Source organism: Brucella cytisi, from assembly GCF_038433355.1.
Lineage (GTDB): Bacteria > Pseudomonadota > Alphaproteobacteria > Rhizobiales > Rhizobiaceae > Brucella > Brucella cytisi.
On sequence record NZ_JBCAUP010000006.1, the window covers coordinates 1 to 25,220 of the forward strand.

Here is a 25,220-nt window from a genome sequence, read left to right on the forward strand (position 1 = left end):
AGAGCCTGAATCATAATGAACGTAACGATATCAGGCTCTTGCGATCCTTCGGGTGAGGAAGCGGATATTTGCGATGTAGATCCACGCTTCAGAGGAAGCGATGGTTTTCTCGAAGTCCTTGGTCAGTCTGCGACACCGTCCCAGCCATGCAAATGTGCGTTCGACAACCCATCGACGCGGGAGTAGTTGGAAACCTTCAGCGCGATCAGACCGCTTGACGATTTCCAGTGTAAACCTCCCGACCTTTTCCAGCCTGCCTTTGAGCTTTGGTCCTGCGTATCCGCCGTCAGCAAAGATATGCCGCAACCACGGCCAACGTTTGAGAATGGTTTTCAAGACATCCGGCGCGCCGTCTCTGTCCTGAATGCCCGCAGAATGGATCACGAGACCAACCATCAGGCCGAGAGTATCAACCACAATATGACGTTTGCGACCGTTGATCTTCTTCCCCGCATCAAAACCTCGTATTCCGCCGCTTTCCGTGGTTTTCACCGACTGGCTATCGATCACACCAGCCGTGGGGCTGGGCTGCTTGTCGGCCTGTTCACGCGCAATCATCACAAGTGTGTTGTTGATGGTCCGCAGCATGCCATCATCTCTCCAGCGGTAGAAATATTTCTGCACCGTGGAGAATGGTGGGAATTCAGTAGGCAAAAGCCGCCACGCACCGCCCGAAGAAGCTATATAAAGAAGCGCGTTCACCACTTCTCGCAGGTTTGTCTTTCGAGGGCGACCGAGATGTCGTGGCAAAGGCATCAGCGGTTCGAGCACAGACCATTCCGCATCCGTTAAATCGCTTGCATAACGCGAATTGCGACGCTCATACTGTCGGCGAGCGGTTTCAGTCCAGGCCATCGTGATCTCCATCGTATGTCAGAAATCCGATTGAATCATAACCTGCTGAAATCGCTCAACCCTTTTTGGTACAGGCTCTAACTATGACGAAATATTCGACCATACTTCTTCTATCTTCAGTAGGAGGACATGTGATGCCGAAGATCGTTGGAACCAATGATGCCGATACTATATTTGGCACGGAAGAGAATGACCGCATCTGGGCCCTTGCGGGAAATGACATCGTCGACGGAGGTCTTGGTAGCGATATCATCGACGGTGGTGCAGGCGATGACGTCTTGACAACAACATCGCGCAATGTGCTGGAGTTCGATGAATTGAACGGTGCCAGCGGTAACGACCGTCTCATATTCAATTTTTCGGGTGGTGCGGCAAGAGGGGGTGAAGGGGTTGATACGCTCGTCACCGATTTATCCCATCGCTCAGGTTCAGTGGCGTTTAACGCAGAGCAGGGGCATGCCTATTGGGGTGATGGCAGCTCAAGCTTTGATCATCTCTACTTCACCGATCTGGAACGTCTCAACCTCAAAACCGGCGCTGGCAATGATACTATTGACGCCACGAGCTTCCAGTTTGCCAACATACATGCAGGTGCGGGCAATGATTATGTGCGAGGCGGCACTGGCAACGACCAGATAGCCGGTGGAGCGGGCCACGACAATCTACTGGGCGGTATTGGTGACGATCAGATCAAGGGCGGTAGCGGTGATGATGTGATCGACGGTGGTAATGGCAACGACGCGCTGTCCGGTAATGATGGCAACGATTGGCTCAGCGGCGGCAGGGGAAACGATACCCTGATGGGGGACGAAGGTAACGACACGCTGAATGGAGGAGACGGCAACGACCGTCTCTACGGCGGAGCTGGGACCGACATACTGTTGGGTGGAGCAGGCGACGACTATTTACGGAACTCGGGTACTGACGGCGATATTTTGGCTGGAGGCGACGGAAACGATTACTTCTCGGCGGGTTCTATAGACAGCGGTTATAGCGGCTATTGGTTTGAAATGCACGGCGGTGCCGGAAACGACACGTTTTCGATCTATTCGGATGGAGGACTTGGTACTATTGATGGGGGAGAGGGTATTGATACATTGGCCGTCACTTTCGATGATGTGGCGGCGGGTTTCAAATTCGACGCCGCCGACTATAACTCGACCGAGATGTTCAACATCAGTGTAATCTCCGCCTATCAAGGTGCTCAGGTATTCGGCGGAAATGGCGATGACCGCATCGTCAGCATCGAGAGCTATCGTGAAGGCTTGAGTGGGAACGATAGCTATAATGGTCGCGGGGGAAACGACGTGATCCATGGAGAGTTTGGGCTGGACAGCCTTCTTGGTGGCGAGGGCGATGATAAACTGTATGGTGGCGCAAGCTCCGACCGGTTACTGGGTGGAACCGGCGCAGACACTCTCAGCGGTGGAACTGAAGCCGATACATTTATTTGGGACAATGCATCCTTGCAATCCAACGATATTGATCACGTCACCGACTTTGATGTTCAAGGTGGCGATGTGCTTTTGTTCCGGGATACTGAGGTCATAACTGATTTCGCCAGCTTCGTTGCGGCGTCAGTTGATACACCAGACGGTGTTTTCGTCAGCATTGATGGCGCAACGAATGGGATTGTAATTGAAGGTGTCTTGTTGAGCGAGTTGACGTCCGACGACGTCTTGTTCAGCTGAATTGAACTGGCCCTGTGCCGTCCAGCGTATGTTTCATTGGCAGCGTCAATCCAATACAACGGATTGACGCTGGTGGTGATATTCAAAGATTGCCGCGCGGAAGCGTTGCTAGTTTGCGCACGCTTATGGGCCACTTGATCCGCTGGGTCCGATGCGATCGAGGCTGAGAAATGCGCGCCGGTCATCAGCGCTGGCGGATTTGTCTTGCAGGAGCACAAACCATTCCAGCGTTGGTGTTGTACGGCACGTCCACTCGAAACAGCAGAACAGTGTCGGCAGGTCTCACTATTAACCTGTGGTATAAAAGCTCCGAACCGGCATCGCGTGATCCAATAATGCTTCGATCCTCAAGCCGGTTGAGGCATTCTCGGCAAGCTGGTGAGAAGTTTTCTCGTGTAGGCATGCTGCGGATTGGCCAGAATATCCCGCGTATTGCCCTGCTCCACGATCCGGCCTTTTTCCAGAACGATCAACTGCTCACACAACAGCGCGACCAGCGCAATGTCGTGCGACACCACAACGAAAGTGGTTTGCTCTGAAAGAGAACGCATGAGATCGATAATGCGGGCGCGCGTCGTCAGATCAAGCGCGCTGACCACCTCGTCGGCGACGATGAGCTCAGGTTTGGAGACAATCGCCCGAGCGATGGCTATACGCTGGCGCTGGCCACCTGAAAACTCGTGCGGATAGCGGCGGGCGGCATCCGCTGGCAAATCGACGGAAGCAAGCGCCTGCGCAACAGCCTGCCCAATATCGGTTGCGATTTTCAGGGATCGCAGCGGCTCGGCAATGATGTCGAAGACACGCTGGCGCGGATCGAGCGATGAATAGGGATCTTGAAACACCGCCTGCACCGAACGGCGAAAATCGCGCATGAAACCGCGATTGCCAATATCCAGAGGATTGCCGCGAAACGAAACGTTCCCCGAAGACGGGCGCTGCAGTCCAAGCAGCAGTTTCAACATGGTCGTTTTGCCGGAACCGGACTCACCGACAATGCCCAGATTGCTTCCGGTCTCAAGTTTCAGATCGACATCATGCAAAACCGTCTTAGCGCCGGCATAGGCAAAGGAAACGCCCGAAAGGTCCATCAAAGTCATCGCGCAACCTCCAGAGCGGCATCGAACGCCCGTGCAGCGGCCACGAGCCCCTGCGTATAGGGCAGCTGCGGATCGGTGAAAAGCGCCGCAACCGGCCCTTCTTCTATAAGTTTTCCGTCCCGCAGGACCAGCGCGCGTTCCGTAACGGCCGCAACCACCGGCAAATCGTGACTGATGAACAGAAGCCCCATTCCCTCGTCCCGCACCAATTGCTCCAGCAGTTTCAAAATCTCGGCCTGCGTGGTGACATCGAGCGCCGTCGTCGGCTCGTCCGCGATCAAAAGCTTGGGACGACAGGCGAGAGCCATTGCGATAGCCGCACGCTGGCGTTGACCACCCGATATTTCATGGGGCCAGGATCGGGCAATGCGCTCTGGGTCCGGCAGGGATACGCGTTCCAGAAGTGAGCGGACCTCAGCACTGACTTCAGTTTTCCCGGTTCGGCGGCCGTCGCGAAGCGCACGGCGACGGACGACCAAACCGACTTGTTTGCCAATCCGCATCAGTGGGTCGAGCGCCGTCATCGGTTCCTGAAAAACCGTTGCAATACTCTGCCCGCGCAATGGCACCAGCTCACGGTCTCGCGCGCCTATCACTTGGTGGCCGTCGAGCGTGATCGATCCGCTTGCCCGCATGCCGTCCGGCAACAGTCCCATGATAGCAAGAGCCGTCAACGACTTGCCTGAACCGGATTCACCGATCAGACCGACCCTTTCACCTTGTCCAACCGACAGCGAGACGCCGGAAACCAGAGACCTGCCTGGCGCTTCTATCTGGAGGTTCTCCACATTCAGCAAAATGCTCAACGTTGTCTCCTCCGTGTTGGGTCGGCCACGTCACGCAGCCCGTCGGCAAACAGATTGAGCCCGATCACCAATGAGACAAGCGCCAGACCGGGTGCTATGGCACCGAACGGCGCCGTATAAACCGACGCTTGCGCCTCCTGCAGAAGCCGTCCCCAGGATGAATTGGGCGGTGGAGCGCCAAGACCAAGATAGGAAAGCGATGCTTCCGCGATCACCGCCAGCCCGAACTGAAGCGCAAAATTGACAATCAGCGTCGGCCAGATGTTCGGCAGCACATGGATGCGGACCAACCCGAGCCGTGATGTGCCGGAAATGCGCGATGCCGTAATGTAATCCATCGCCAGAACCCGCTTTGCGAGGATGCGGGTCAGACGTGCCACGATGGCCGATCCGGCAATACCAATTGCCACGATGGCGGTCGTCAGGCTTGCACCGTCGCTGGAAGCAACGATCAACATGGCCAGCAACAGGGTTGGGAAGGCGATGAGAATATCGAGCGTTGCCGCCAGCACGTCATCAAGCGTCTGCGTTGCAAACGCCGCAAGCACACCAAGCGTAACGCCAATCACTGCGCTGAGTGCGATGGCTCCACAGCCGACGATAAGCGCAATGCGCGAACCGATCATGATTTGCGTCATCAAATCGCGTCCTAGACGATCCGTACCGGCCCAATGCAGCCAGGACGGAGCCTCCAGTCGTCCGCCGACCATTTCGCCGGCACCGTAAGGTGTCCAGACCAGCGAGAGAAGAGCGACAGCCAGATGCAACCCCAGCAGCAATCCACCCACAATAAGAGGCCATGGCAGTCGGTAAGCCGACTTTTCATCCCCGACGGCAGGCGTCATATCAGCAGGCTCCGTCATGCACGACCTCCCGCAGACCGCTGGCGCAAGCGCGGGTCGATCAGTCGTTGCAGCAGATCTGCGGCAAAGCCGACCAGCAGCACCAGAAGCGTCGATACAAACAGAACACCCTGGACATTGGGATAGTCGCGCTGCTCTATGCCGAGCAGAAGCATCGAACCGAGACCCGGCAACGAGAACACACGTTCGACCACCACAGCACCAAGCAAAGTCGAGGCGAGCTCGATACCGAGGATCGAGATCACCGGCACCGCGCCGTTGCGAATACCGTGACGGACAAGAGCCCGCGAGAATGTCGCGCCAAGCGCCCGTGCGGTACGAAGATAGTCGCTGCCAAGCACGTCCTGCGTGGCCGAACGGACATACCGGATCAACGATGCCGACATGACGATGGCAATGGTTGTGACCGGCAATACCAGCGATTGAAAAGCAGCTGGCACCGACTGCCATCCGCGTGATGGGAACCCACCCGAAGGAAACAACCGCAGCTTAACTGCAAAAAACCAGACCAGCAGAATGCCTATCCAGAACACCGGCACGGCGATGCCGAGCTGGGAGATGACGGATATCACCGTTCCATACCAGCGGTTCTGACGCACAACCGACAGAATACCGAGTGGTACCGCGATCATGATTGCAACGACGAATGCCATCAGCGTCAAAGGCACGGTCACAATCAGCCGCTTGCCGATTTCGGCAAGAACCGGTGCTCCACTCACAAAGGAATTTCCAAGATCAAAGCGCAGGAGGCTACCGATAAAACGCAGAAACTGCTCATAGAGAGGCAGGTCCGAACCGACCTGCTTGCGCGCTGCCTCGATCTGCGCCGCATCCGCGCCGACAGAAACAAGCGCATTTGCGGGATCGCCCGGCAGAAGGCGCAACAGCAGAAACAACACGATCGATGCGATGAAAACCGACAGAACCAATATGGCTGAACGGCGTATGATATAGGCGAAAATAGCGTTTACCTCTCCGATGTCAGGGCAGCGCTCGGACCCTCATGCAAATGCGACAACGCCGCCGGAAATTAATTCAGGCGGCGCGGTCTGTCGAGTTGATGTTCTCGATATCGACAGGCGGTTATTATTCCGCTTTCACAATGTCATAGGCGGAAAACTGGGAGTTCAGGCCGTTGATCGGGTAGCCGCTCACTGATTTTTTCGAAACAACGATCTGCGGATAGAGGTAGAACCAGTTGCTGGCCGCATCTTCGGCAATGATCTTGTTCGCCTCGGTCAGCTTGGCCGTCTGTTCATCCGTCGTCGCACTTGCTTCCGCTTCTTTGATGAGCTCGATAACCTTCGGATTGTTATAACCCCAATAGAAATCGGGATTGCCATAGAACACGATATCGCGATGGTTCACATGCTCCTGCAAGGTGGCCTGGAAATCGTGTGCCTTATAGACCTTCGTGTACCACTCATTGGCAGTGATGACGTTGATCTTGACGGTTACGCCGACCTTGGCCAGCTCGCTCTGGATGAACTGCGCGGCAATCGGGTGTGGATCGTAATTCGGCGTATCGATAGTGAAGGTGAAGCCATCCGGGTAACCAGCTTCCTTGAGAAGTTCCTTGGCACTTTCAGGATCATAGGCGTCGACCTTGGTGAGATCGACATACCACGGATCGGTCGGCGGTACGAATGAGCCGATCAGCGTGCCATAATCGCCCCACACAGCTTTCAAAAGCTTCTGGTCGTCGATTGCACGGGCGAGCGCCTTGCGCACTTTGACATTGTCGAATGGCGCAATACGGTCGTTATGGGCTAGCAGCAGCTTGGTGGTCGACTGCCCTTCGCTGACGGTGAAATCGGGATTGTCCTTAAACTGGGCTAGCGAATCCGGGCTTTGAACCGACGTGATGATATCAACCGAACCGGTCAGCAAAGCATTGTTCAGCGCGCTTGCATCGGTGAAATACTGGAAGACCACCTCGCTGTTTTTCGGCTTGGCGCCCCAATATTTATCGAAGCGCTTCATCGACAGAGACGACCCACGACGCCAGTCTTCCAGCTCGTAAGGTCCGGTTCCGTCTTCCTTCGACTGCAGATCCTTCGCTTCGTCGTTCACCACCCATACATAGCTTAGATTGTACGGCAGCGAGATTGAGCGCGAAGACAGCTTGACGACAACGGTTTCATCATCCGGAGTCTCAACGGCCGAAATAGTCCTGAGGCTGCTTTTGCGCGAGCTCTTCGATTCCGGCGCGGCAACGCGCTCGATGGAGAATTTGACGTCCTTGGAAGTCAACGGCGCTCCAGAGTGAAAAGTCACGCCCGGCTGCAGCTTGAACGTATATGTCAGCCCGTCGTCGCTGACGCTGTAATCCTTCGACAGGACCGGCTCGACCTTGCCGTCATCAGCAAGCCGGAACAGGGCCTCATAGACATTGCCGTTGAAGGCTTCGTTGATGCCCTGCCCCGCACCGGCGGTATTGTCGAGGTTTTGCGGCTCGTAGAGCGAGCCGATATTGATTGTCGCGTCCGGGTCGCTTTCCTGCGCCAGCGCCTGGCTGAACGATCCGATACCGAGCGTCACGGCCAATGCCGCGCTCAAGCTCCAGTAAGCCAATCCAGATTTGCGATCACGAATGTTGAAGCCGCCCATATTATTCTCCTGCGTGGAAAGCGCCCTATCAGGCTCTCCGTTAGCAACGCTTATACCGCGACCGCGAGAGCATCGGTAAGCGGTGGCACCGTAAGATAGCGAGAATTATTAGAAATTTATTCCATAAAGAGTCAATCTATTAGACAAACCATCCGGACTGCAGCACAAGCCGTCCGATATAAGGCGCACTGACAAGGCATAACCTCAAGAGATCAGCCATGACTTATATGGATCGGAACCGCGCACAGGATCTGCTCACTGCAGAAGGACTGGATGCACTGGTGCTTTTTCAGCCGGAAAACTTTCGCTATGCCACCGGAATTGCTGCGGGCGTGGCGACAATGTGGGGGCGCGCCGGTTCGGCCATAGCGCTGGTTCCAGCGGATGCCTCGACACGTCCTGGCGCCATTGTCAGCGATCAGGCGCTGACAGCAGCACACGCAACGGCTGATGAGATCGACTTCCGCTCGCATCGAATCTGGATTGACGCCGTCGCGGTTCGCGACGCCCACTCGATAGAAGACCTCAACGCTGCCTATCGCAACAGTGGTAATATCGGTCCCCGCCCGGAAACCTTCGACCACAAAGCAGCCTTTCAACTGCTTGCAGATATGATTGCCGAACGTGGTCTCGCTCAAGCCAGCCTCGGCGTCGACCTTGAATTCATGCCTGTGGCTGATTTTGTGCTGTTGAAAGAAATTATGCCTTTTGCCCAATGGCGCGATGCTTCCAGCATCGTAAAACGGTTGCGCCTGATAAAGAGCCCCCGCGAGATTGAATATCTACGCAATGCCGCCCGTTATGCGGAAAGCGGGTTGCAGAATATGGCGACTGCGGCGCAGTCGGGCTCCACAGCCGCCGAGCTTTCCGATGCCTGGCTGACCGGAGCGACCAATGCTGCCAAAGCAAACAGCCAGAGCCTGTCCGGCCATTGGGCCTATATTTCGGTCGGGCCGAACCTTCAAAACCCTGCCGCACAATTGGCGGAAGGCGACCTCATCAAGGCCGATGTCGGCACGCTTGTGAATGGTTATTCTTCGGATGGCGCGCGCACCTTCGTCTATGGCAAGCCTGCTCCTCTTGCTGAGCAGATTTACAAAGCGCTCCAAGAGACCTTTCAAGCCGGAACAGCCCTGCTGAAACCCGGCAACACATTCGGTCAGGTTCACGAAGCGATGCTCTCCACCATGCGTCGTCATGGCTTTAGCGAATATTATCGTGGGCATTTCGGGCACTCGGTCGGCTCGGCGCTCGGGATCGAGGAATGGCCTTTCATCTCGCATGGCAACGACATGGTCATCGAACCGAATATGGTGCTGGCCGTGGAGGCACCGTTTTACGCAAACGGATTAGGAGCCCTGATGATCGAAGAACAATTCCTCATCGCCGCCGATGGAGCTGAATCCATGAATGCTCTTTCACAAGAGCTTGTCTCGATAGGCTGACCAGAAAACCAAATGAACTGTAGATATGTTTTCTGATCATCGAAGGATATTCAGAGAATGTCGTGAAAACCTGATCAATGGTCCGAAGCTTGCAAGATCGCTATCTCCACGGATGCTCTCAAGCTTCGTTGAAGAGATAGCTCGGCAAACGACCATGCACTTTTATCGCTCCTTCTGGCTCATCTTTTCTAGCAGTTACGTGAATGAGCGCTATACTCTTCTCAAAGAGGATCACCAATGAAAACGCTTGCTGCAGCTTGTATCACAATACTCGTCCTTTCTGGTTGCAGCACGGATCGGCCGATTGACCCTGAATATAAGCAGGCCAGATGCAAGCAACTTCTCCAGCGAACGGAATATCCGGCGCTAAGAGAAATCCAGCGAGTGCAGGCGAGAACAGAAGCCGCGCAACTGGGTTGCTATACGTAAGTTTCGACCGACAAATACAGGCCGAACGCCTCCATAAAGAGCGAACCTGCTGATAGCCTTGAATAGATTCAAAACCGATGGGGCTGGCCAGGACGATTGGCCACAGTCATGCAACCTGAGCGTCTTTGAAGCGGTTTGCATTCCAGGTGGAATAGCTACAGGATCCACTGGGTTTGCCTTACGCCTATCGACGGCTACCATAGTTCCAGAGCGACTTGTTGCTTGAAGAAACGGCAATAGCACCTTGCTTCATTGCCGCAGACACATCGTCCTCATTGCAAATAAAGCCAGAAGCCACGATGGGCGGCAGGCGGCGCTTGTCCTCTGCAGACAGGTATCCAAGCATCGGCGATGGCATAATCTGCACCAGATTGGGTGCGCTTTGCGAGATCGCCTTTAGGCTGCGGGGCCAGGTGGAACGGTCGGTCACGAAGACCTTCTGCATGGTTAGAAGGCCGCATTGCGCAGCCTTCTGAATTGTTGGAACGCGGGTCGACAGAAGTACCGAAATACCGATCTCGGCAAGAAACTCGATGGCCCCCTTGTCTTGCGAGAGGCCTTCACAACTGTCGATGTTCAGAACGATCAGCTTGTTGCTTTTCTTGAGCGCGTTCAGCACTTCGGCGACATGGCGCAAGGCGATATTGGCGACGATGCCCACTTCCGCCTTGCTGTCCAGAAACGCCTGAAGATTGTCCACGCCGTAGAGCGTAGCCATGACTGGTGCCCGTAAAAGCCGCTCACCGATCGTTCTGTCCAAAGTCATTCCATCATTTTCCGTCTCTTGGCATGTCGAGCGAAAGTCCGAGCTTGCCGGGGTTAAGCAGGTTGTCCGGGTCGAGCGCCTTCTTCACCGTTTCCAGCAGCGGAAATGCCGATCCCAGAGCGTCCTTCATGTAAGGCGCACGGAGCAATCCAACGCCGTGGTGATGGCTTAATGCTGCACCATACTTGATTAGAACGGTATTGGCAGCATCCCATGCAGCACGATACCATTCAGCGCGCTTTTCCACTTCCACGTCGCCACGCAGCGAGAAATAAAGGCAAGCGCCATCGACATAGGCATGTGACTGGTGCGCCGAACCCGCCAGCGTACCCGGCACTGCGTTAATGGCAGCGACCACCTCATCATAGATCGCAGGCAGATCGCGCCAGCAACCGGTCATTTCGAGCGTATCGGCAACGAAGCCTGGGCTGCGCTTGAAGCCCTCGGCGCTCTTGCCAGTCAGATAACGCGTGTCGAGCCACTTCTCGAAGATCGTATCGCCATCGAGCTTGTCACCGAGTTCGGCGCAAACCTTTTCGCTGATCGCCATCACGGCATCGACCATTTCCTTCGCGCCTTCATCGGCGATCAGCAGCACGTTGCTTTCCGGCAGGCCGAACTGCACGCCGCTTTCCAACTCGTCGTAAAGACGCAGAGCTGCCGGATTGGCACCGCCCTGCATGATGCGGCGGCAGGCTTCCAGACCGATGGCAAAGCTCTTGAACCCATAGGCAATCGCACGGGCGTAGTCCGGCAGGCGATGCAGTTTCAGACGCGCCTTCACGATGATGCCGAGCGTGCCTTCCGAACCGATAAATATCTGCTGCAGATCAGGTCCGATTGCCGCGCGGGCATAGTTTCCAACCGTTACCAGCGAACCATCGGCCAGCACGACTTCCATGCCGTAAACCATGTCCTCAATCTTGCCGTAGCGCGTCGAAAGCTGGCCCGCACCGCGACAGGCTATCCAGCCACCCACAGTGCTGATACCGAACGAGGACGGCCAATGCCCCATGGTCATGCCAAAGTCACGCTGGATCATTTCCTCGAAAATATCGCCGAACATACCAGCTTCAACTTCAACGATCTGGCTGTCCGCATCGAAGCTGACAAAACGATTGAGATTGCAGACATCGAGCACGATGCCGCCGCGCAGCGGCAACGCTGCGCCCGTAACGTTGGAGCGCCCTGCAGAAACAGTGACCGGAACCTTGGCTTCGTGCGCAAGGCGCATGACAGCCTGAACCTGCTCCACCGTCGAAACGCGAACGAACACGCCATCAACCGTTGCAGGCTTTCCGCCCGTTTCCGCGACCATCGTGCGCGCCCACCAGTCGCGGGTATTCACAACGAGATCGTCGCGCGTGGTCAGAACTTCGTCAGCAATGCCCTGCAGCTTCTCAACGAGGGCGGCGTCCACTGAAACGGTGTTCTGAGCCAGATCTGCCTTGGTTCCGATTTCGTTAATGCTGCCGGCATAATGCGGCTGGGTCGGGGCACCGACAACATAATTTCCGCGATTGTAACCGCGCTTGATGGCTTCCTTGCTGATCATGTTCAGTTCGCTCCTGTGAGAATGGATTTTTCTTTTTCGGTCGCGGCTACATAGGCGGCGACCTGACGGTCGATTTCGGCCTGGGGGAGACCAAGCTCTTCACCCAGCAAGGCGCCAACCTTTGCGGCAGCACGAGCGGAGGCATCGCGCGCCATCAGGCGGGCACGCATACGACGCGACAGCACGTCATCGATAGTGCGGGCAAGTTCATGCCGGGCAGCGTAGACGACTTCGCCGCCAGTGTAAGGCAGGCCCTCCACCACCGGTTCGGCAAGTTCAGGACGAGCAGCCGTCAGATCGCTAACGAAGCGTGATTCCGTGCCGTAACGTTCGCCGAGATGCGCCTCCAAGCCACCGGAGGCCACGATTGCCTGTGCGTCATAACCGGCTGCACCGAGCAGAAATGCCTTCTTCGTGGCGCAGCGACGACGATCACCGAGAACTTTTGCAGCAGCATCTACTGTCTGTTCGGCCATATGGCGCGAAGTCGTCAGCTTGCCGCCCACAATCGTGACGAGGCCGTCTGGTGCAACATGCACGGAATGGTCGCGCTTGACGTCCATGGTGCTGCCGCCTGACGAAGCGGCTACCAGTGGTCGGCACCCGGCAATGCTGCCGACGACATCATCCGGCGTCAGGTCGATATTGAGCGCGCTGCGCGCGCCCTCGATCAGAAAATCGAGCTCGCGACGCGTGCAATGCACATCATCGAGATCACCCTGATAGTCCTCGTCCGTTGTGCCAAGATAGGAAACGTTGCCCCAGCGCGTGATTGTCGCACGGCGGCTGCGCCCCGGAACCGGCACCGTCACGGTGCAGTCATTGCGAATTTTCAACCACGGGATCGCGACGTGAACACCTTTGGCCGGACGCACATGCAACGGCTTTTCGCCATCCTTGCCGAGTCCCATCCAGTCGCGCAGCCACACGCCTGTCGCCATGATGACGGTCTTGGCACGCACCCGGATTTCCTTACCTTCGACGGTATGAACGATAGCGCCATCCACCCGACCCGAGCTACGGGTAATCTCTGCTACCTTCGAATGGTTGAGGACCGTGGCTCCATAAAAGGCAGCAGAACGGGCGAGTGCCAGCGTCAGACGCGCATCATCGACGCGGGCGTCGAAATACATGAGGCCACCACGCAGATACTCGTCCTTGAACGTCGGACAATGCGCCAGCACTTCCGCCGCAGTCAGCTTCTGATGCAGGATACCTTCGCGCCAGCCACCAGCCAGATCATATGTCCAGAGCAAGCCTTCAAACGCCTTGGCGAAGCGTGAATCGAACACACCATCCCGTTCCAGAATGGGGAACAGGAAAGGCAGGCGCTGCACCAGATGGCTGGCATTGCGGCGCAGGCGCTGACGCTCCAGCAGGGAGTGGCGCACCAGACCAAGATTGCCCTGCTCGATATAGCGCAGGCCACCATGCACCATCTTGGAGGATTTGGACGACGTACCGGATGCAAAATCATCCTTCTCGACCAGCGCAACGCGAAAGCCGCGCAGGCTTGCATCAAAGGCGCAGTAAGCACCGGTCACGCCACCGCCAACGATCAGAATATCGTAGGTTTCAGTTGCAAGACGGTCTTCGTGTTCCGACCGGTTCAACCTCAGTGGCTCGGTGCGGATCATCCGGGCGCGATCCTTGTCCGCGCGCCGGGAGCGCAGATTCAGCATTTCAACTCCTGTTTAATGATAGTGACCCGACTGAACGCGTGCGACTTCCTCATCCGTGAGGGAGTGCCATCGCGCTCTACGGTCCTGTCTTTCCGCTTCGCTGGTCTTGGGGATGAAGAGACTACCTTCGGGCAACGTGGCGCGAGCTTCCGCAAGCTCGCGCCAGAGCAATCCGTCGCTGCCTGCCAGAAACGCTGCGCCCCGCAGGCTCGCGCGATCCTGATCCGCCATGCGCCGCACAGGAACACCACTGAGATCAGCCTGCAGCTGAAGCAACGTATCGCTGGACGAAAGCCCCCCGCCCACCACCACTTCCCGCACCGGAACGCCAGCCACTTCAGAACTTGCCTCTGCGCAGGAAACAACCGAATGGGCAATGCCCTCCAGAATGGCATGAGCAAGATGCGCCCGGCTGTGGGCCATTGAAAGCCCGGTCAGCGATGCCCGGCCATCCGGAACGATGTTCGGCTGGCGCAATCCCGTCAGGGTCGGCATGAAGAAAAGACCGTTGGAAGACGGTACTGTCGCGGCCAGTTCGCTGATTTCCCTGGCGTTCTCGAACCAGCGCATTTCATTGCAGAGCCAGTTGAGCGCCGAGCCAGTTGTGGCGGCATAGGTCTCGACCGCGAAATGCGAGAGGTTTTCGCTCCGCCAGGCCGTCATGGTGAATGTTGCCTCGTAGAGACCGGGATTTTTCGGCATCTGCTTTCCGATTACCAAATCGACGAAGCTGCCCGTGCCATGCACGCACATGGCCTGCCCCGCATCGTGACAGCCAAGACCGACCAGACCACCGAGCTGATCACCGCAGGACGCCTTGATCGGCACGCGGATACCGAGAATGTCCTGCCGCGTAAAACCGAAATCATCGGCATCCTGTTTCAGCGCGGGCAACAGTTCCAGCGGAAAATCCTGCGCTTCCACCCAATCGGTGAAATAGCGATGTTCACCGAGAATATAGGCACCGGCAGAGGTCGCATTGGTCGGCGTCGTGACGGCCTTGCGTTCTTCGGACAGGTTCCACAGCAACCAGCTGTCGACCGTGCCAAAGGCAAGTCTTTTCGCTTTCCACGCCTCGCGTACAGCAGGCGTTTCCTGCATATGGCGCGCCGCCCACAGATAGATCGCCCGTCCGCCAACCGGACGCCCGGCAAGTGACACGAGTTTCGCGTCCCATATGGCACCGAGTGGCTTCAGTTCTTCGGCATAGCGCGAATCCTGCCAGACCATGGCTGGAACCAGCGCCCGGCCGGTTTCCGTATCCCACAGAACACCGGTTGCGCGTTGCGTGGCAATTGCCATTGCGGCGATCTCCACGCCCGCATCCCGCGCTGCGGTAATCGTCTTGCCACACACTTCGATGGTCTTTTGCAAAAGAACATCGGCGTCCTGTTCCACCACGTTATGACGCGGCGAAGATACGGCAAGCGTCGTGTAATTGACGGCGGAGACCGAACCGTCGGCCGCGACAAGCGCGGCCCTGGTTCCGGACGTTCCTTCATCAATGGCCAGAATGGCCTGTCTGCGTCCGTTCACATTATCCTCCGTTATTACCTGTCGCCTTCGAACTGCGGCGCATTCGGCTCGTCATCCGGGCTGATCTTGGTGCGTGTGGGATCCCACTGAATGATCGAGCAGATGATGCAGGCAATCAGTGGAACGACCGACAGGATCAGGAATGTCGTGCCGAGACCGTAGGTCTCCCGGAAGATTGGAAACACCAGCAAGCCAAGCGCCGCGCCCATGGCGCCGAGCGCACCGATGATACCGTTGGCGCCTGCACGCAGTTCGCTGCGGAACGAGAGTGACGACAGGCTCTTGCCGTTCGCACCGGGACCGCCGGAATGGAACAGGATGAACAGCGACGGCACGATCACCGCGAGCCAGGTCGGCATGGTGTCATGGAACAGGCCCATGATCAGCAGCATGACAAAAACTGCACCGAAGCCGATGGCGGAAGCCTTGCGCAAGCCGAGTACGCGTCCGATGACCGGCGAAGAGAAGCCACCGATGATGCCAAACACGTTGAACACCAGCGTGCCCATCATGGCGTAGAGGAAGTCCTTGCCGAACAGCGCCGCACTGATGAGCGGCAAGTACCAGCCCACGGCAAAATACTGGATCGACTGTCCGATCTGGACGGTTGCGGCAAGAATCGTGCGCGGCAGATAGATGCCACGGAAAATCAGGGCAACATTGGCGATGCCGCGACGGGCCTGATTGAGAACCGGCAAACGGTCTTCAGGCAGGGCGGCAACAAAATCGCGGTGATAGATACGGGTCATCGCACGGGCAGCGTCCTCCAGCCGCTCCTTGCGGGCGAGCCAGATCGGGCTTTCAACCATGAATACCGCTTGAAGAACCATGATGGTGAAGGCGAACACACCCGTTGCGGCAACAGAATAGCGCCAGATCGAGTCACCCACGTCCCAGCTGTAGAACAGCATGGCCAGAAGCACGTTTGTACAAACGGCGGTATACCAGATGCCCTGCCAGGTATTGAGGCGGCTGCGCAGGCGCGCCGGTGTGAATTCGGCAAGCACAGCCATTGCAATGGCGAAATCGATACCGTAGGCGGCGCCCACGAAGAAACGCCCCATGAGAATGACTTCATAGGAATGGGCCGTCATCACCAGTACCGCCCCGATGAGTGCGATAAGTTTGGCGAAGATAAGTGGGCGCATACGGCCCCAGCGGTCGGCGATCCAGCCGCCAATTGGATTGAATGCGATCGATACCCACGAGGCGAAGGACGTCATAAGCGCAACCTGCGCCGCATCCAGCCCCAGATCACGTGTCATAGGCCCAAGCCCTGCGCTCAGCGCCGAATTGGCGAAAGCATCAAGGAACAGGCCGCCGAGGGCAAGCCACCAGATGATACCGGCTCGACCTCGAATACCGTCATTCGCATCAATGTAGGAAATAATATCCGGCACGCCCCTCAGGGCTATCTTGCTTCCGTGCATTACGGCGTCCTCCCAACGTCGTTAAGACATCTGCAAGAGGACTTATCCGGATTCCAGACGCAATAAGACCATCCTTGCAGATGGTCTTAAATCTTCAGTCTGCATTTACGGTTATAGCCAATTTCTGAGATGAGTCAATGCACCACTTGATCCCCGATAAATGACGATTGTTTGCCCGGAGCATATTTCGATCTGGCTGAATCAGGTCAGCTTACCAACTGATTTCGTTGCCATTAAAGGAGAGGAAGGCCCCAGTTTTGGGAGCACCGGCGATTACCGTTCTCAATCCGCACGCGCTGTTCTCTGCATTCACGACGGCTCCTTCACCGCCCATGTCCGTCTTTACCCAGCCGGGGTGAAGTGCAATCACCTTTATGCCGTCGGCATGAAGATCAAAGGCCAGTTGGGCGGTCGCCATATTCAATCCGGCTTTGGAGCACCGATATGCGTAATCGTCGTCGTTATCATCCAACAGCCCCTCTGAGATCGAGCCGGCCCGGCTGCTGATATTGGCAATCATCGGCTCCGTGCCGCGCGCCAGGCTGTTCCGCAATGCGCGCGCTACCAGAACAGGGCCGAGCATATTTGTCCTGACGACTGCCATGAAATCATCCGGATCGAGCGGCGCAAGGCCAGTAATGCGACTGCGAACAGCCGCATTGTTGATGACGAGGTCCAGAGAACGCATGACCAGACGATCACCAAGGGCGGCCACCGAAACCGGGTCAGCCGTATCAAGTATCTGAAACTCGATATCGGGGGCGCATGGCGTTTCAGGCGGGCGGCGACCGCAGGCGATCACACGCCAGCCATCCTTGGCATATTGCCGTGCCAGTTCGCGGCCTAGGCCGCGCGTGGCCCCGGTAATCAGGACGGTCCTTTGCCCGTTGTCAGCCAATCGCCGCGCTCCTCGTTTCAATATTTCCATCCTGCCGTGCAATGAGGGCGTAGACCTCGCCGGAATATTTCACGCGACGCTCCTGGGTTTTGAAATCGATATGGGTAATGCCGAACGGTGTCGTGTAACCAAAGGCCCATTCAAAATTGTCTGTCAGTGTCCAGGCGAAGTAACCCCTCACCGGCACGCCCTCATCAATGGCCATGGCCACCTGCTCCAGATGATCGACATAATATTTCGCACGCAGATCGTCCCAGACATGCCCATCCGGCCCCACATCTTCCGGCCGCGTTGCTACGCCGCTTTCGGAAATATAAATTTCCTTTGGCGCATATCCGTCATTTACGTAATGCAGAATGTCATAGATGCAGCGCGGCCAGACTTCATAACCAACTGCAGAATAGATGCCTTCCGGCTGCACACGGCGATAATTGAGTGGTGGCAATTCGTCACCTTCTGCGATCACAGACCGGCGATAGATGTTGACGCCCAGATAATCGAGCGGCTCCGCAATCGTCTTGTTGTCTTCCGGATGGATGGGCGGCAGGAGATCGCCGTAAAGCTCCAGCATGTCCTGCGGATAAGCTCCCTTGAATACGGCATCGAGGAACCAGCGGTTCTGTGCACCATCGAAACGTTTCGCTGCCGCAACATCGCGCGGATCGTTGGTGGCTGGTTCCGCCACGTTGAGATCGAACACAATGCCCACCGAGACATCCGCGCGTTCTGCACGAATGGCCTGGACTGCCTTGCCGTGGCCAAGCAGTGCATGATGGCTTGACGTGACCCCGCCCTTTACGCCGTCAGCCAACCCCGGCGCATCTTCAGCGCTGGCATGGCCTGACCAGCAGAAGGTCCATGGCTCATTGAGTGTCGTCCATTTCTTGACACGATCACCGAAACTGCGAACGGCAACCGATGCATATTCGGCCAGCGCATCCGCGGTCTCCCGGACATACCAGCCGCCCTTGTCCTGCAAGATCTGCGGCAGATCCCAATGATAAAGCGTCGCATAGGGTTCGATGCCCGCCTCCAGCAGATCGTCTATGAGACGGTCGTAAAAGCCTATTCCCTTTATATTGGCCGCACCGTACCCCCCCGGCAAAATCCGGGTCCAGGCGAGGGAAAAGCGATAGGCTTTGAGATCCATCGCTTTCAGCACCGCAATGTCCTCGCGCCAGCGATGGTAGTGATCGCACGCAACATCGCCGCTGGACTGGTCAATGATGACGCCCGGCTTTTTGCAGAAACGGTCCCAGATGCTCTCACTCTTGCCGTCTTCATAAGGGGCGCCTTCTATCTGATAGGCCGAGGTCGCGGCACCAAAGGCAAAGTCATTTGGAAAGACCAGTCCGGAGGCGCGCTGCTGCAGGTCCTGGCGGGCTTTAACGATGTTTGGCATCATATTTTCTCTCGATTGTGCTGACGAGACTGGCCGCAGCCAGCGTGAGGAGAATGTAGAAGATCGCAGCCGAATTATACGGCGCGAACGGCAGGAAGCTTGCTGACTGGAACTCACGCATGCGCTGGGTGATATCCCGAATGGACAGGATCGACAGAAGCGACGTGTCCTTGAGAATAGCGATCAGCTCGTTACCAAGCGGCGGAATGATGATACGGAAAGCCTGCGGCAGGATCACCAGACGGGCGGTCTGCCAGCCATTGAGACCCAGGCTGCATGCCGCCTCGATTTGTCCCCTTGGAATGGCGTTGATGCCGGAGCGAAAAATTTCCGCCAGATAGGCCGAATAGGCCAACGCCATCGCCGCCACGCCGCGGGCCATGTTTGGTGGATCGATCACGCCCTGAGTGGCGTCCTTCAGTGCGCCGCTCAAGGGCAGGCCGACATAGAGCACGATGACGAGCATGGGAATGCCCCGGATCGTATCCACGATGAATTCTGACCCGATGGAGAGAGGATGACGGCGATGGATATGACCGCAAGCCGTCAGCAATCCGAGCGCAATGGCCAGAACGACGAAGGCAATGCCCGCCGATTTGTCGCGGTCGTTCAATGCTTCCGTCTGCCACAGGACAGGCATGTTCGCTGGGACTGAAGCCGCCGGAAGCAGAACCGCGCTGACATCGGCCTTCTTGCCAAGAGCGGCGAGCGCTTCAGGCGGACCGCGAAATGTGCGCAATGGCACTTCATTTTCGGGACCACCGGGAAACTGGCCGTATCGCGCCGTACCGATCATGCTCGACGGCGTGCCGGTCACCACGCCGATCTTTCCGTCGAGCGTGCCGGCGAGTGTATAGGCCTGGCGTGGCTGAAACAGAAACCAGGCAGCCATGCAGGCCATCAGCAACGTCAGGCCGATGAAGATGAGATCTCCCCGGCTGCTATATTGAAGCTTTTGCAGGCCAACCCAAAGCAGAGCCAGAAGCGCCGCAATGATATAAGCCGAGATGGCAGCCCGAATGGTCGTTGCAACCCCGGCGGCAAATGCCACATGCGCTGCAAAGAGGACAAGAAATAATCCAAGTCCGTTGATCGTTGCCAGCAGGATGAAACCCGCCTTGCGCGATCGCGACAACCCGTTACCGGATCGCCCCGTCAGGCTCAGGAGCAGACCCAGAATGGTCGTACCGAGATAGCTCAACAGGATGGTGAACCCGTACCGATCAGTCGCCAGTGCCGCGGCCTCGGTAAGTCGCCGCGGTGTGACGCCTTTCATCACGAGATCGGACGTGAACGGATCGACTCCATTGGCCACAACCGAGTGCAGATAGGGATACACGACAGGTGTTGCCACGAGCGCGGCAGCCGACAGGAGATTGAACACTGCGCAAGGAACCGCCCAGCGCGTATTGTTCCTGCGCATGAAGAGCATCGTGGCAAGACCGGAGGCAAAGGCTGCGCAAAGCAGCACAAAACCCGGCACAAAAGCTGATGATCCCGGCTCGACACCCAGGATCGCCAGAAGCGAACGCTGGTAGTCATTCGAACTGGCGAAAAGATAGACGACAAATGGCAGTGCGGCGAGCACGATCATGTTGCTCGGACGCAAGCGCATCAAAAAATACATTGAACCGTCTCCCGACCCTCCGGATACATTGTTCTGGAGGCGTTGCGTGTGGGCCAAGGCCAACGGAATTGGAGTCGTTGGAACTGCTCTATCTGTTTTGGCTATCCCGAAAACCGCCCTGCGTTCTTCGGGATAGGCTCTCCTTCTTGGTTTTGCGTATCATCTCGGCAGCTCTTGCTTCACTTTCGCAGGTCCACCGCCAGAAATGTTCCTGACTATTTTGCGCCCCAATATTTGCTGATGAGAGCATCGAGCGTGCCATCTTCCTTGATGGCCTTGATCCCTTCATTGAAGGCGGCAGCGGTTTCATCGCCCTTGCGGAAGACCAGCCCCAGCGGATCGGATTGCAGGTCGCGGATTGGAACAACGAGCTCGCCTGCGAATTCCTTTTCATAGGCGGGTGCATTGGCGCCGTTGATCACCACGCCGTCGACGTCCTTGTTCTTGAGCGCGATGACAGAGGCGCTGAAACTGTCATAGGCAACAACATTGTCCTTGCCGACAATGCCTTCGGCCACCTGAGCGTCGGTCGTATTTGCCTGGGCTGACAGCTTTTTGCCCTTCGACTTGAAGTCATCAAGTGTCAGGCCATCATCTTCGGCACGCATCAAAACGGCCTGGCTGTTGATGATGTAAGGCTCGGAGAAATCCATCGCCTTCTTGCGTTCATCGGTAATCGAAACTCCGGATGCAACGAGATCGAAATTTCCCTGCTCCAGAGCCGCGAAAATGCCATCCCAGCCCGTAGTCACGAATTCCGCCTTGCAATTGATCTTGGCGCAGATTGCGTTCACCACGTCGACATCAAAGCCGACGATCTGCCCGGTGGCGGGGTCGACGCTTTCCATCGGCGGCGAGGTCGTGTCGGAACCGACCTTGAGCATTTTTCCCTCAAGATCGGCCGCTTGTGCGGCGACAGAGGACATCAACGCGAGCGCCAAAGTCAGGATTGTCTTTTTCATGTGTACTCCTCCCATTAGAACACTTTCAGCGAATGCATGAAGCGGTTGTGCCTCTGAAACAGCATTGAGAGCTGTTCGCCGGAGCGGTTCCCGCCATTCCGTAAAAAAGGCCAAACCGCTCTAGGAATTAAACTTCCCACCCAGATCGTCGGGCTGGCGCGCGACGAGCTCCGGACGAAAAACCTCCCTCAATTGCGCAGGGTCTTCCCCTCCCATACGCTGCAATAGAAATTCCCCCAACCGTTGTCCCAACACTTCGATCGGCTGGTAGAGGGTCGTGACCGGCGGGGTGAAATAGGCACTGACGTTGATGTCGTCATAGGCGATGACATCAATATCCTGCCCCACTTCCAGTCCCAGCGACCGCAATGCGGACAACACACCGAGCGTTGTCGATTCATTGACACAGACCAGCGCCGTCGGTGGATCACGCTTTTCCCGGAGAGCCAGCGCAGAATCGCGTCCGAAGCGTGTGGACAAGTCGCCGCCGATAACCAGATCGGTACATGGCGCAGCACCTGCTTCTGTGAAGGCACGCGTAAAACCATCCATCCTGTCGAGAGCATAGGAAAAACGCGCATCCGCATTCACCAGACCGATGCGCCGGTGCCCGCCAGCGATCAGTCGTGCAGTTGCAGCATGTGCAGCCCATTCATTGTCCACATCGACATGGGCATAAACGAGCGATTTGCGACACCTCCCCAGCGACACGAAAGGGAAGTCAGTCTCCACCAGCATGTCGATGCGCGCATCATCGGCCAGAACGCCTGAAAAGATCAGACCGTCAGCGAGGCTTTGATCAACGATGCGGCGCGTGATGGCACAGGCATCGTCGAAACTGCGATAGCCATAAACGGAAAGCTGATAATCACTATCATCGAGAATCTGGCTGAGACCGCTGAGAATCTGCGTATATTCGACACCGTCCCATTCATAACCCGCCACCGAATTCATCGGCATCAACACAGCGGCCTGGTAGGTCTTGCCGGTACGCAACGCCATGCCACGGGCATCGGCCTGATAGCCGAGCTCGTCTGCAGCGGAAAGAATAATCTTGCGCGTCTCTTCCGTTACGACCGGCGAACCGCGCAATGCCTTCGAAATCGTCGCAATCGAATAGCCCGTATGTTCCGCGAGCGTTTTGATCGTAGGTCGCACACGCGTTTTCATTCGATCAATCGACCTCGACATCTCCAGCTCCCACAATCGTGATATCAAAACGGTAGCAACATATAAAAACGTTTTCAAGAAAAATAAAAACGTTTTTATCAGTGGTAAAAACTGTCTTGTCTCACTTCGGTCGGGACATCCAACAGACGCCCGAAAGACTGGTTTCAGAAACTGGAGCGCCGCCCCAGTTTCGTTGATGAAATAATGGCAAAACAATCTATCCACGCAGCGGCGCAAAACGTTACATACATAAAGTTCTAAACTGTAGTTCCTCAATATATATGGAATGATTTTTCGTATAAGATTTCGATATACATAATTTCTTCATGTTGACAGGTAAAACCACGTAATATTCTATCGCCTTGCCTCGCTCTGACAGCGCGGGCCCTACAAAGGGAGGACAGAATGGATATCAGGCCGTCTATCTTTGCCTGGACTTTGACTTGTTCGCTGGCAGTATCTGGCGTTGCATTTTCACAAGAAACGCGCACGAAAGTCATTTTAGACGCGGATATGGTCGAACTATTCGATGATGGCACCGCCATGCTTCTGCTGGAGCGCGCTCCCAACATCGACCTGCTGGGCGTAACCGTTGTTTCAGGAAACACACCCATGCCAGCCGGCGTCGCCGCGGGCGCGCGACAACTGGAGGCACTCGGCTCCGAGGTGCCAATCTACGAAGGCAGCCGTTACGGCATTCGCAACTGGCGAGGAAATAAAGCCACCCCCGAGGTGCTGGCAGCTGAATTGCAAATCAGTCCTATCACTGGCTGGGGCGGTTATCTACGGCCGGATGCGGGCAACGACATTGATGCCGACCCGACGGCAAAATGGTCCGACGTCTACAAGCATAAATATGGCGAGGCCCCGTCCTATAAGCGGGTATATGGTCTGGAGAATCCGGACCCGGATGGCAACAGGGACGCTGTGGATTTTCTCGTCGAGACCGTCAACAAATATCCCGGCCAGGTCAAGCTGGTGGCAATTGGTCCGCTCACCAATATTGCACGTGCCATCCTGAAGGATCCGAGCTTTCCATCGAAGGTCGCTGAAATCGTCTATATGGGCGGCGCCTTCTACGTTCCGGGGAATTCGTCGGCATCGGCTGAGTTCAACTGGTGGGCAGACCCTGAAGCCGCCAAGATCAGCGTCCGCTCGAAATGGGGCGATCCGAATTCCGAATCCTTCAAGGCATATGGCAATCAGGTGATCTCCGGTCTGGAGGCCAATGAACATACAGGAGGAATGCCGGAGGACCTCTATCGGAAAATGGTCGACAATAGCCCTCCCGGCATTCAAAAACTCTGGCTTGCACGGGAGGAACAAATCAAGGCGCAAGGCGGAACGACATTCGGACCCGATAACGTCTGGGACCTGTTTGCGGCGGCCTATGTCATCGACCCGTCGATTGTCCTTGCCTGGAACAACGCCCCTCGCCCCAAGGATGGTGTAGTTGCACCTGTCACCGGTGTCTATGTCGACGTGAACACCGAGATGGGTCTCGACTATGGCCGAAGCCTTGCTTTCACCAACAATGATATAGGAGGCAATGCAGAAGCAAAACCGGGACCGGTCGGCACTCAGAAAGCTGCCATTCAGAACTACATCGATGAAGACAAATTCTGGAAAGAGATCGTCGTTCCAATGACCACCGGTTCCAAGAATTAATGCATGATCCGACCGGTGTGAAACACGGGTCGATGAGATTTCTGCTTGTTTGGATAATCTGCCTGCTCACAGCGTTGCAGGCATCACAGAAGCAATCGAGGCGGCGGGAGCTCAACTGCGTCATCCGCCGCCTTATTGTCCCGGCTTCAATCATTCCATGAAATAGCACTGCCGAAGCGCAAGGCACATCTGCCACTGAAAATCGAACACTTGATCGAGGTTTCGCGGGTGGGGGCATCGCTAGAGTGATCGCATTGTTCTAACCGGACAGATGTAAAAACCATGTCGCAGTCCGCCGTTTCACCGTTCTGCGTGCCCATGAACCAATGACGCACGTCCTGTTTGCTTATTTGCGGGGGCTGGATGACGTAGCCGGCGCATTGAGTGCGTCTGAAGTCTATTCGGCGCAAGATGAACGGGCAGCCAATGCAGCTTAAAAACATGAGCCTGACATCACGTATCTCTTCGCAGACAGAGATAGCAATGGCCATGCAAAATGACGTCTCTCCGCCAGTTTTGTCTATTGCATGGCACTTCTGCGAAGCGTCTCTTTACCGAACACGCGTAATCAATCCTGTCGGGTAAGCGGGCAGATTTATTTGCGGGTTTCTGATTGAGAGTAAGAGTCAGAAATGCATTTTACTGAAGATTTGTGCATAAAGGCGAAGTTGGCCGCTCATTTTGAGCCGGTGGATTCCTGTTTGTGACAAATCATGATTCTTTGT

Annotated in this window: 19 protein-coding genes and 1 pseudogene; 4 read left to right on the top strand and 16 right to left on the bottom strand. The window is 56.3% G+C overall.

Features of this window, described 5'->3' with window-relative positions; genetic code table 11:
- Positions 1 to 30: 30 nt before the first annotated feature.
- A complete protein-coding gene (locus tag AAE521_RS07570) occupies positions 31 to 855 on the bottom strand; it encodes an IS5 family transposase (RefSeq protein WP_342060385.1) in 825 nt (274 codons plus the stop codon).
- A gap of 134 nt (positions 856 to 989) precedes the next feature.
- Between AAE521_RS07570 and AAE521_RS07575 the strand changes: the two genes are divergently transcribed.
- Positions 990 to 2,546 carry a calcium-binding protein gene (locus AAE521_RS07575; protein WP_342060946.1) on the top strand — a complete coding sequence of 519 codons (1,557 nt, stop codon included), beginning with the start codon at positions 990 to 992 and terminating at the stop codon, positions 2,544 to 2,546.
- 347 nt (positions 2,547 to 2,893) lie between these two features.
- Here AAE521_RS07575 and AAE521_RS07580 read toward each other — a convergent pair whose 3' ends face one another.
- The 5 genes from AAE521_RS07580 to AAE521_RS07600 all read right to left on the bottom strand — a co-directional run bounded on the left by AAE521_RS07580 (position 2,894) and on the right by AAE521_RS07600 (position 7,925).
- On the bottom strand, positions 2,894 to 3,646 hold the full coding sequence (locus AAE521_RS07580; protein WP_342060947.1) for an ABC transporter ATP-binding protein: 753 nt from the start codon (positions 3,644 to 3,646) through the stop codon (positions 2,894 to 2,896).
- Complete coding sequence (locus AAE521_RS07585; protein WP_342060948.1) at positions 3,643 to 4,452, bottom strand: ATP-binding cassette domain-containing protein; 810 nt, start codon at positions 4,450 to 4,452, stop codon at positions 3,643 to 3,645. The genes AAE521_RS07580 and AAE521_RS07585 overlap by 4 nt, the downstream gene beginning before the upstream one ends.
- On the bottom strand, positions 4,449 to 5,315 hold the full coding sequence (locus AAE521_RS07590; RefSeq protein WP_342060949.1) for an ABC transporter permease: 867 nt from the start codon (positions 5,313 to 5,315) through the stop codon (positions 4,449 to 4,451). The genes AAE521_RS07585 and AAE521_RS07590 overlap by 4 nt, the downstream gene beginning before the upstream one ends.
- Complete coding sequence (locus tag AAE521_RS07595) at positions 5,312 to 6,244, bottom strand: ABC transporter permease (RefSeq protein WP_084094349.1); 933 nt, start codon at positions 6,242 to 6,244, stop codon at positions 5,312 to 5,314. The genes AAE521_RS07590 and AAE521_RS07595 overlap by 4 nt, the downstream gene beginning before the upstream one ends.
- A gap of 157 nt (positions 6,245 to 6,401) precedes the next feature.
- Positions 6,402 to 7,925, bottom strand: coding sequence for an ABC transporter substrate-binding protein (locus tag AAE521_RS07600; RefSeq protein WP_342060950.1), 1,524 nt, complete (start codon positions 7,923 to 7,925; stop codon positions 6,402 to 6,404).
- A 218-nt stretch (positions 7,926 to 8,143) separates the two neighbouring features.
- On the opposite strand from AAE521_RS07600, the gene AAE521_RS07605 reads away from it, so the two are divergent.
- The gene (locus tag AAE521_RS07605) at positions 8,144 to 9,370 is read left to right on the top strand and encodes a M24 family metallopeptidase (RefSeq protein ID WP_342060951.1); all 1,227 of its coding nucleotides are present in this window, start codon (positions 8,144 to 8,146) and stop codon (positions 9,368 to 9,370) included.
- 613 nt (positions 9,371 to 9,983) lie between these two features.
- On the opposite strand, the gene AAE521_RS07610 is transcribed toward AAE521_RS07605, so the two are convergent.
- The 10 genes from AAE521_RS07610 to AAE521_RS07655 all read right to left on the bottom strand — a co-directional run bounded on the left by AAE521_RS07610 (position 9,984) and on the right by AAE521_RS07655 (position 22,848).
- Entirely contained in the window at positions 9,984 to 10,565 is a 582-nt protein-coding gene (locus AAE521_RS07610) for a glycerol-3-phosphate responsive antiterminator (RefSeq protein WP_080900338.1), read from the bottom strand.
- A 4-nt stretch (positions 10,566 to 10,569) separates the two neighbouring features.
- The gene (locus AAE521_RS07615; protein WP_342060952.1) at positions 10,570 to 12,120 is read right to left on the bottom strand and encodes an FAD-binding oxidoreductase; all 1,551 of its coding nucleotides are present in this window, start codon (positions 12,118 to 12,120) and stop codon (positions 10,570 to 10,572) included.
- A 2-nt stretch (positions 12,121 to 12,122) separates the two neighbouring features.
- Complete coding sequence (locus AAE521_RS07620) at positions 12,123 to 13,802, bottom strand: glycerol-3-phosphate dehydrogenase/oxidase (protein ID WP_342060953.1); 1,680 nt, start codon at positions 13,800 to 13,802, stop codon at positions 12,123 to 12,125.
- A 12-nt stretch (positions 13,803 to 13,814) separates the two neighbouring features.
- Positions 13,815 to 15,338, bottom strand: coding sequence for an FGGY-family carbohydrate kinase (locus AAE521_RS07625; protein WP_342060954.1), 1,524 nt, complete (start codon positions 15,336 to 15,338; stop codon positions 13,815 to 13,817).
- Positions 15,339 to 15,352: 14 nt separating this feature from the next.
- Positions 15,353 to 16,768: an MFS transporter gene (locus AAE521_RS07630; protein ID WP_071633224.1), complete on the bottom strand. Its 1,416-nt coding sequence runs from the start codon at positions 16,766 to 16,768 to the stop codon at positions 15,353 to 15,355.
- 211 nt (positions 16,769 to 16,979) lie between these two features.
- The gene (locus tag AAE521_RS07635) at positions 16,980 to 17,666 is read right to left on the bottom strand and encodes an SDR family oxidoreductase (protein WP_342060955.1); all 687 of its coding nucleotides are present in this window, start codon (positions 17,664 to 17,666) and stop codon (positions 16,980 to 16,982) included.
- Positions 17,659 to 19,068 carry a GH1 family beta-glucosidase gene (locus AAE521_RS07640; RefSeq protein WP_342060956.1) on the bottom strand — a complete coding sequence of 470 codons (1,410 nt, stop codon included), beginning with the start codon at positions 19,066 to 19,068 and terminating at the stop codon, positions 17,659 to 17,661. The genes AAE521_RS07635 and AAE521_RS07640 overlap by 8 nt, the downstream gene beginning before the upstream one ends.
- Positions 19,052 to 20,695: an amino acid ABC transporter permease gene (locus AAE521_RS07645; protein WP_342060957.1), complete on the bottom strand. Its 1,644-nt coding sequence runs from the start codon at positions 20,693 to 20,695 to the stop codon at positions 19,052 to 19,054. The genes AAE521_RS07640 and AAE521_RS07645 overlap by 17 nt, the downstream gene beginning before the upstream one ends.
- Positions 20,696 to 20,910: 215 nt before the next feature.
- On the bottom strand, positions 20,911 to 21,657 hold the full coding sequence (locus AAE521_RS07650) for a transporter substrate-binding domain-containing protein (protein ID WP_071633221.1): 747 nt from the start codon (positions 21,655 to 21,657) through the stop codon (positions 20,911 to 20,913).
- Between the two features lie 120 nt (positions 21,658 to 21,777).
- Positions 21,778 to 22,848, bottom strand: coding sequence for a LacI family DNA-binding transcriptional regulator (locus AAE521_RS07655; RefSeq protein WP_071633220.1), 1,071 nt, complete (start codon positions 22,846 to 22,848; stop codon positions 21,778 to 21,780).
- A gap of 384 nt (positions 22,849 to 23,232) precedes the next feature.
- On the opposite strand from AAE521_RS07655, the gene AAE521_RS07660 reads away from it, so the two are divergent.
- Both AAE521_RS07660 and AAE521_RS07665 read left to right on the top strand, forming a co-directional pair.
- Positions 23,233 to 24,495 (top strand): nucleoside hydrolase, encoded by a 1,263-nt coding sequence (locus tag AAE521_RS07660; protein WP_071633219.1) that lies wholly within the window; start codon positions 23,233 to 23,235, stop codon positions 24,493 to 24,495.
- A gap of 49 nt (positions 24,496 to 24,544) precedes the next feature.
- A pseudogene (locus AAE521_RS07665) lies at positions 24,545 to 24,646 on the top strand (IS630 family transposase); the annotation flags it as partial.
- Positions 24,647 to 25,220 lie beyond the last annotated feature (574 nt).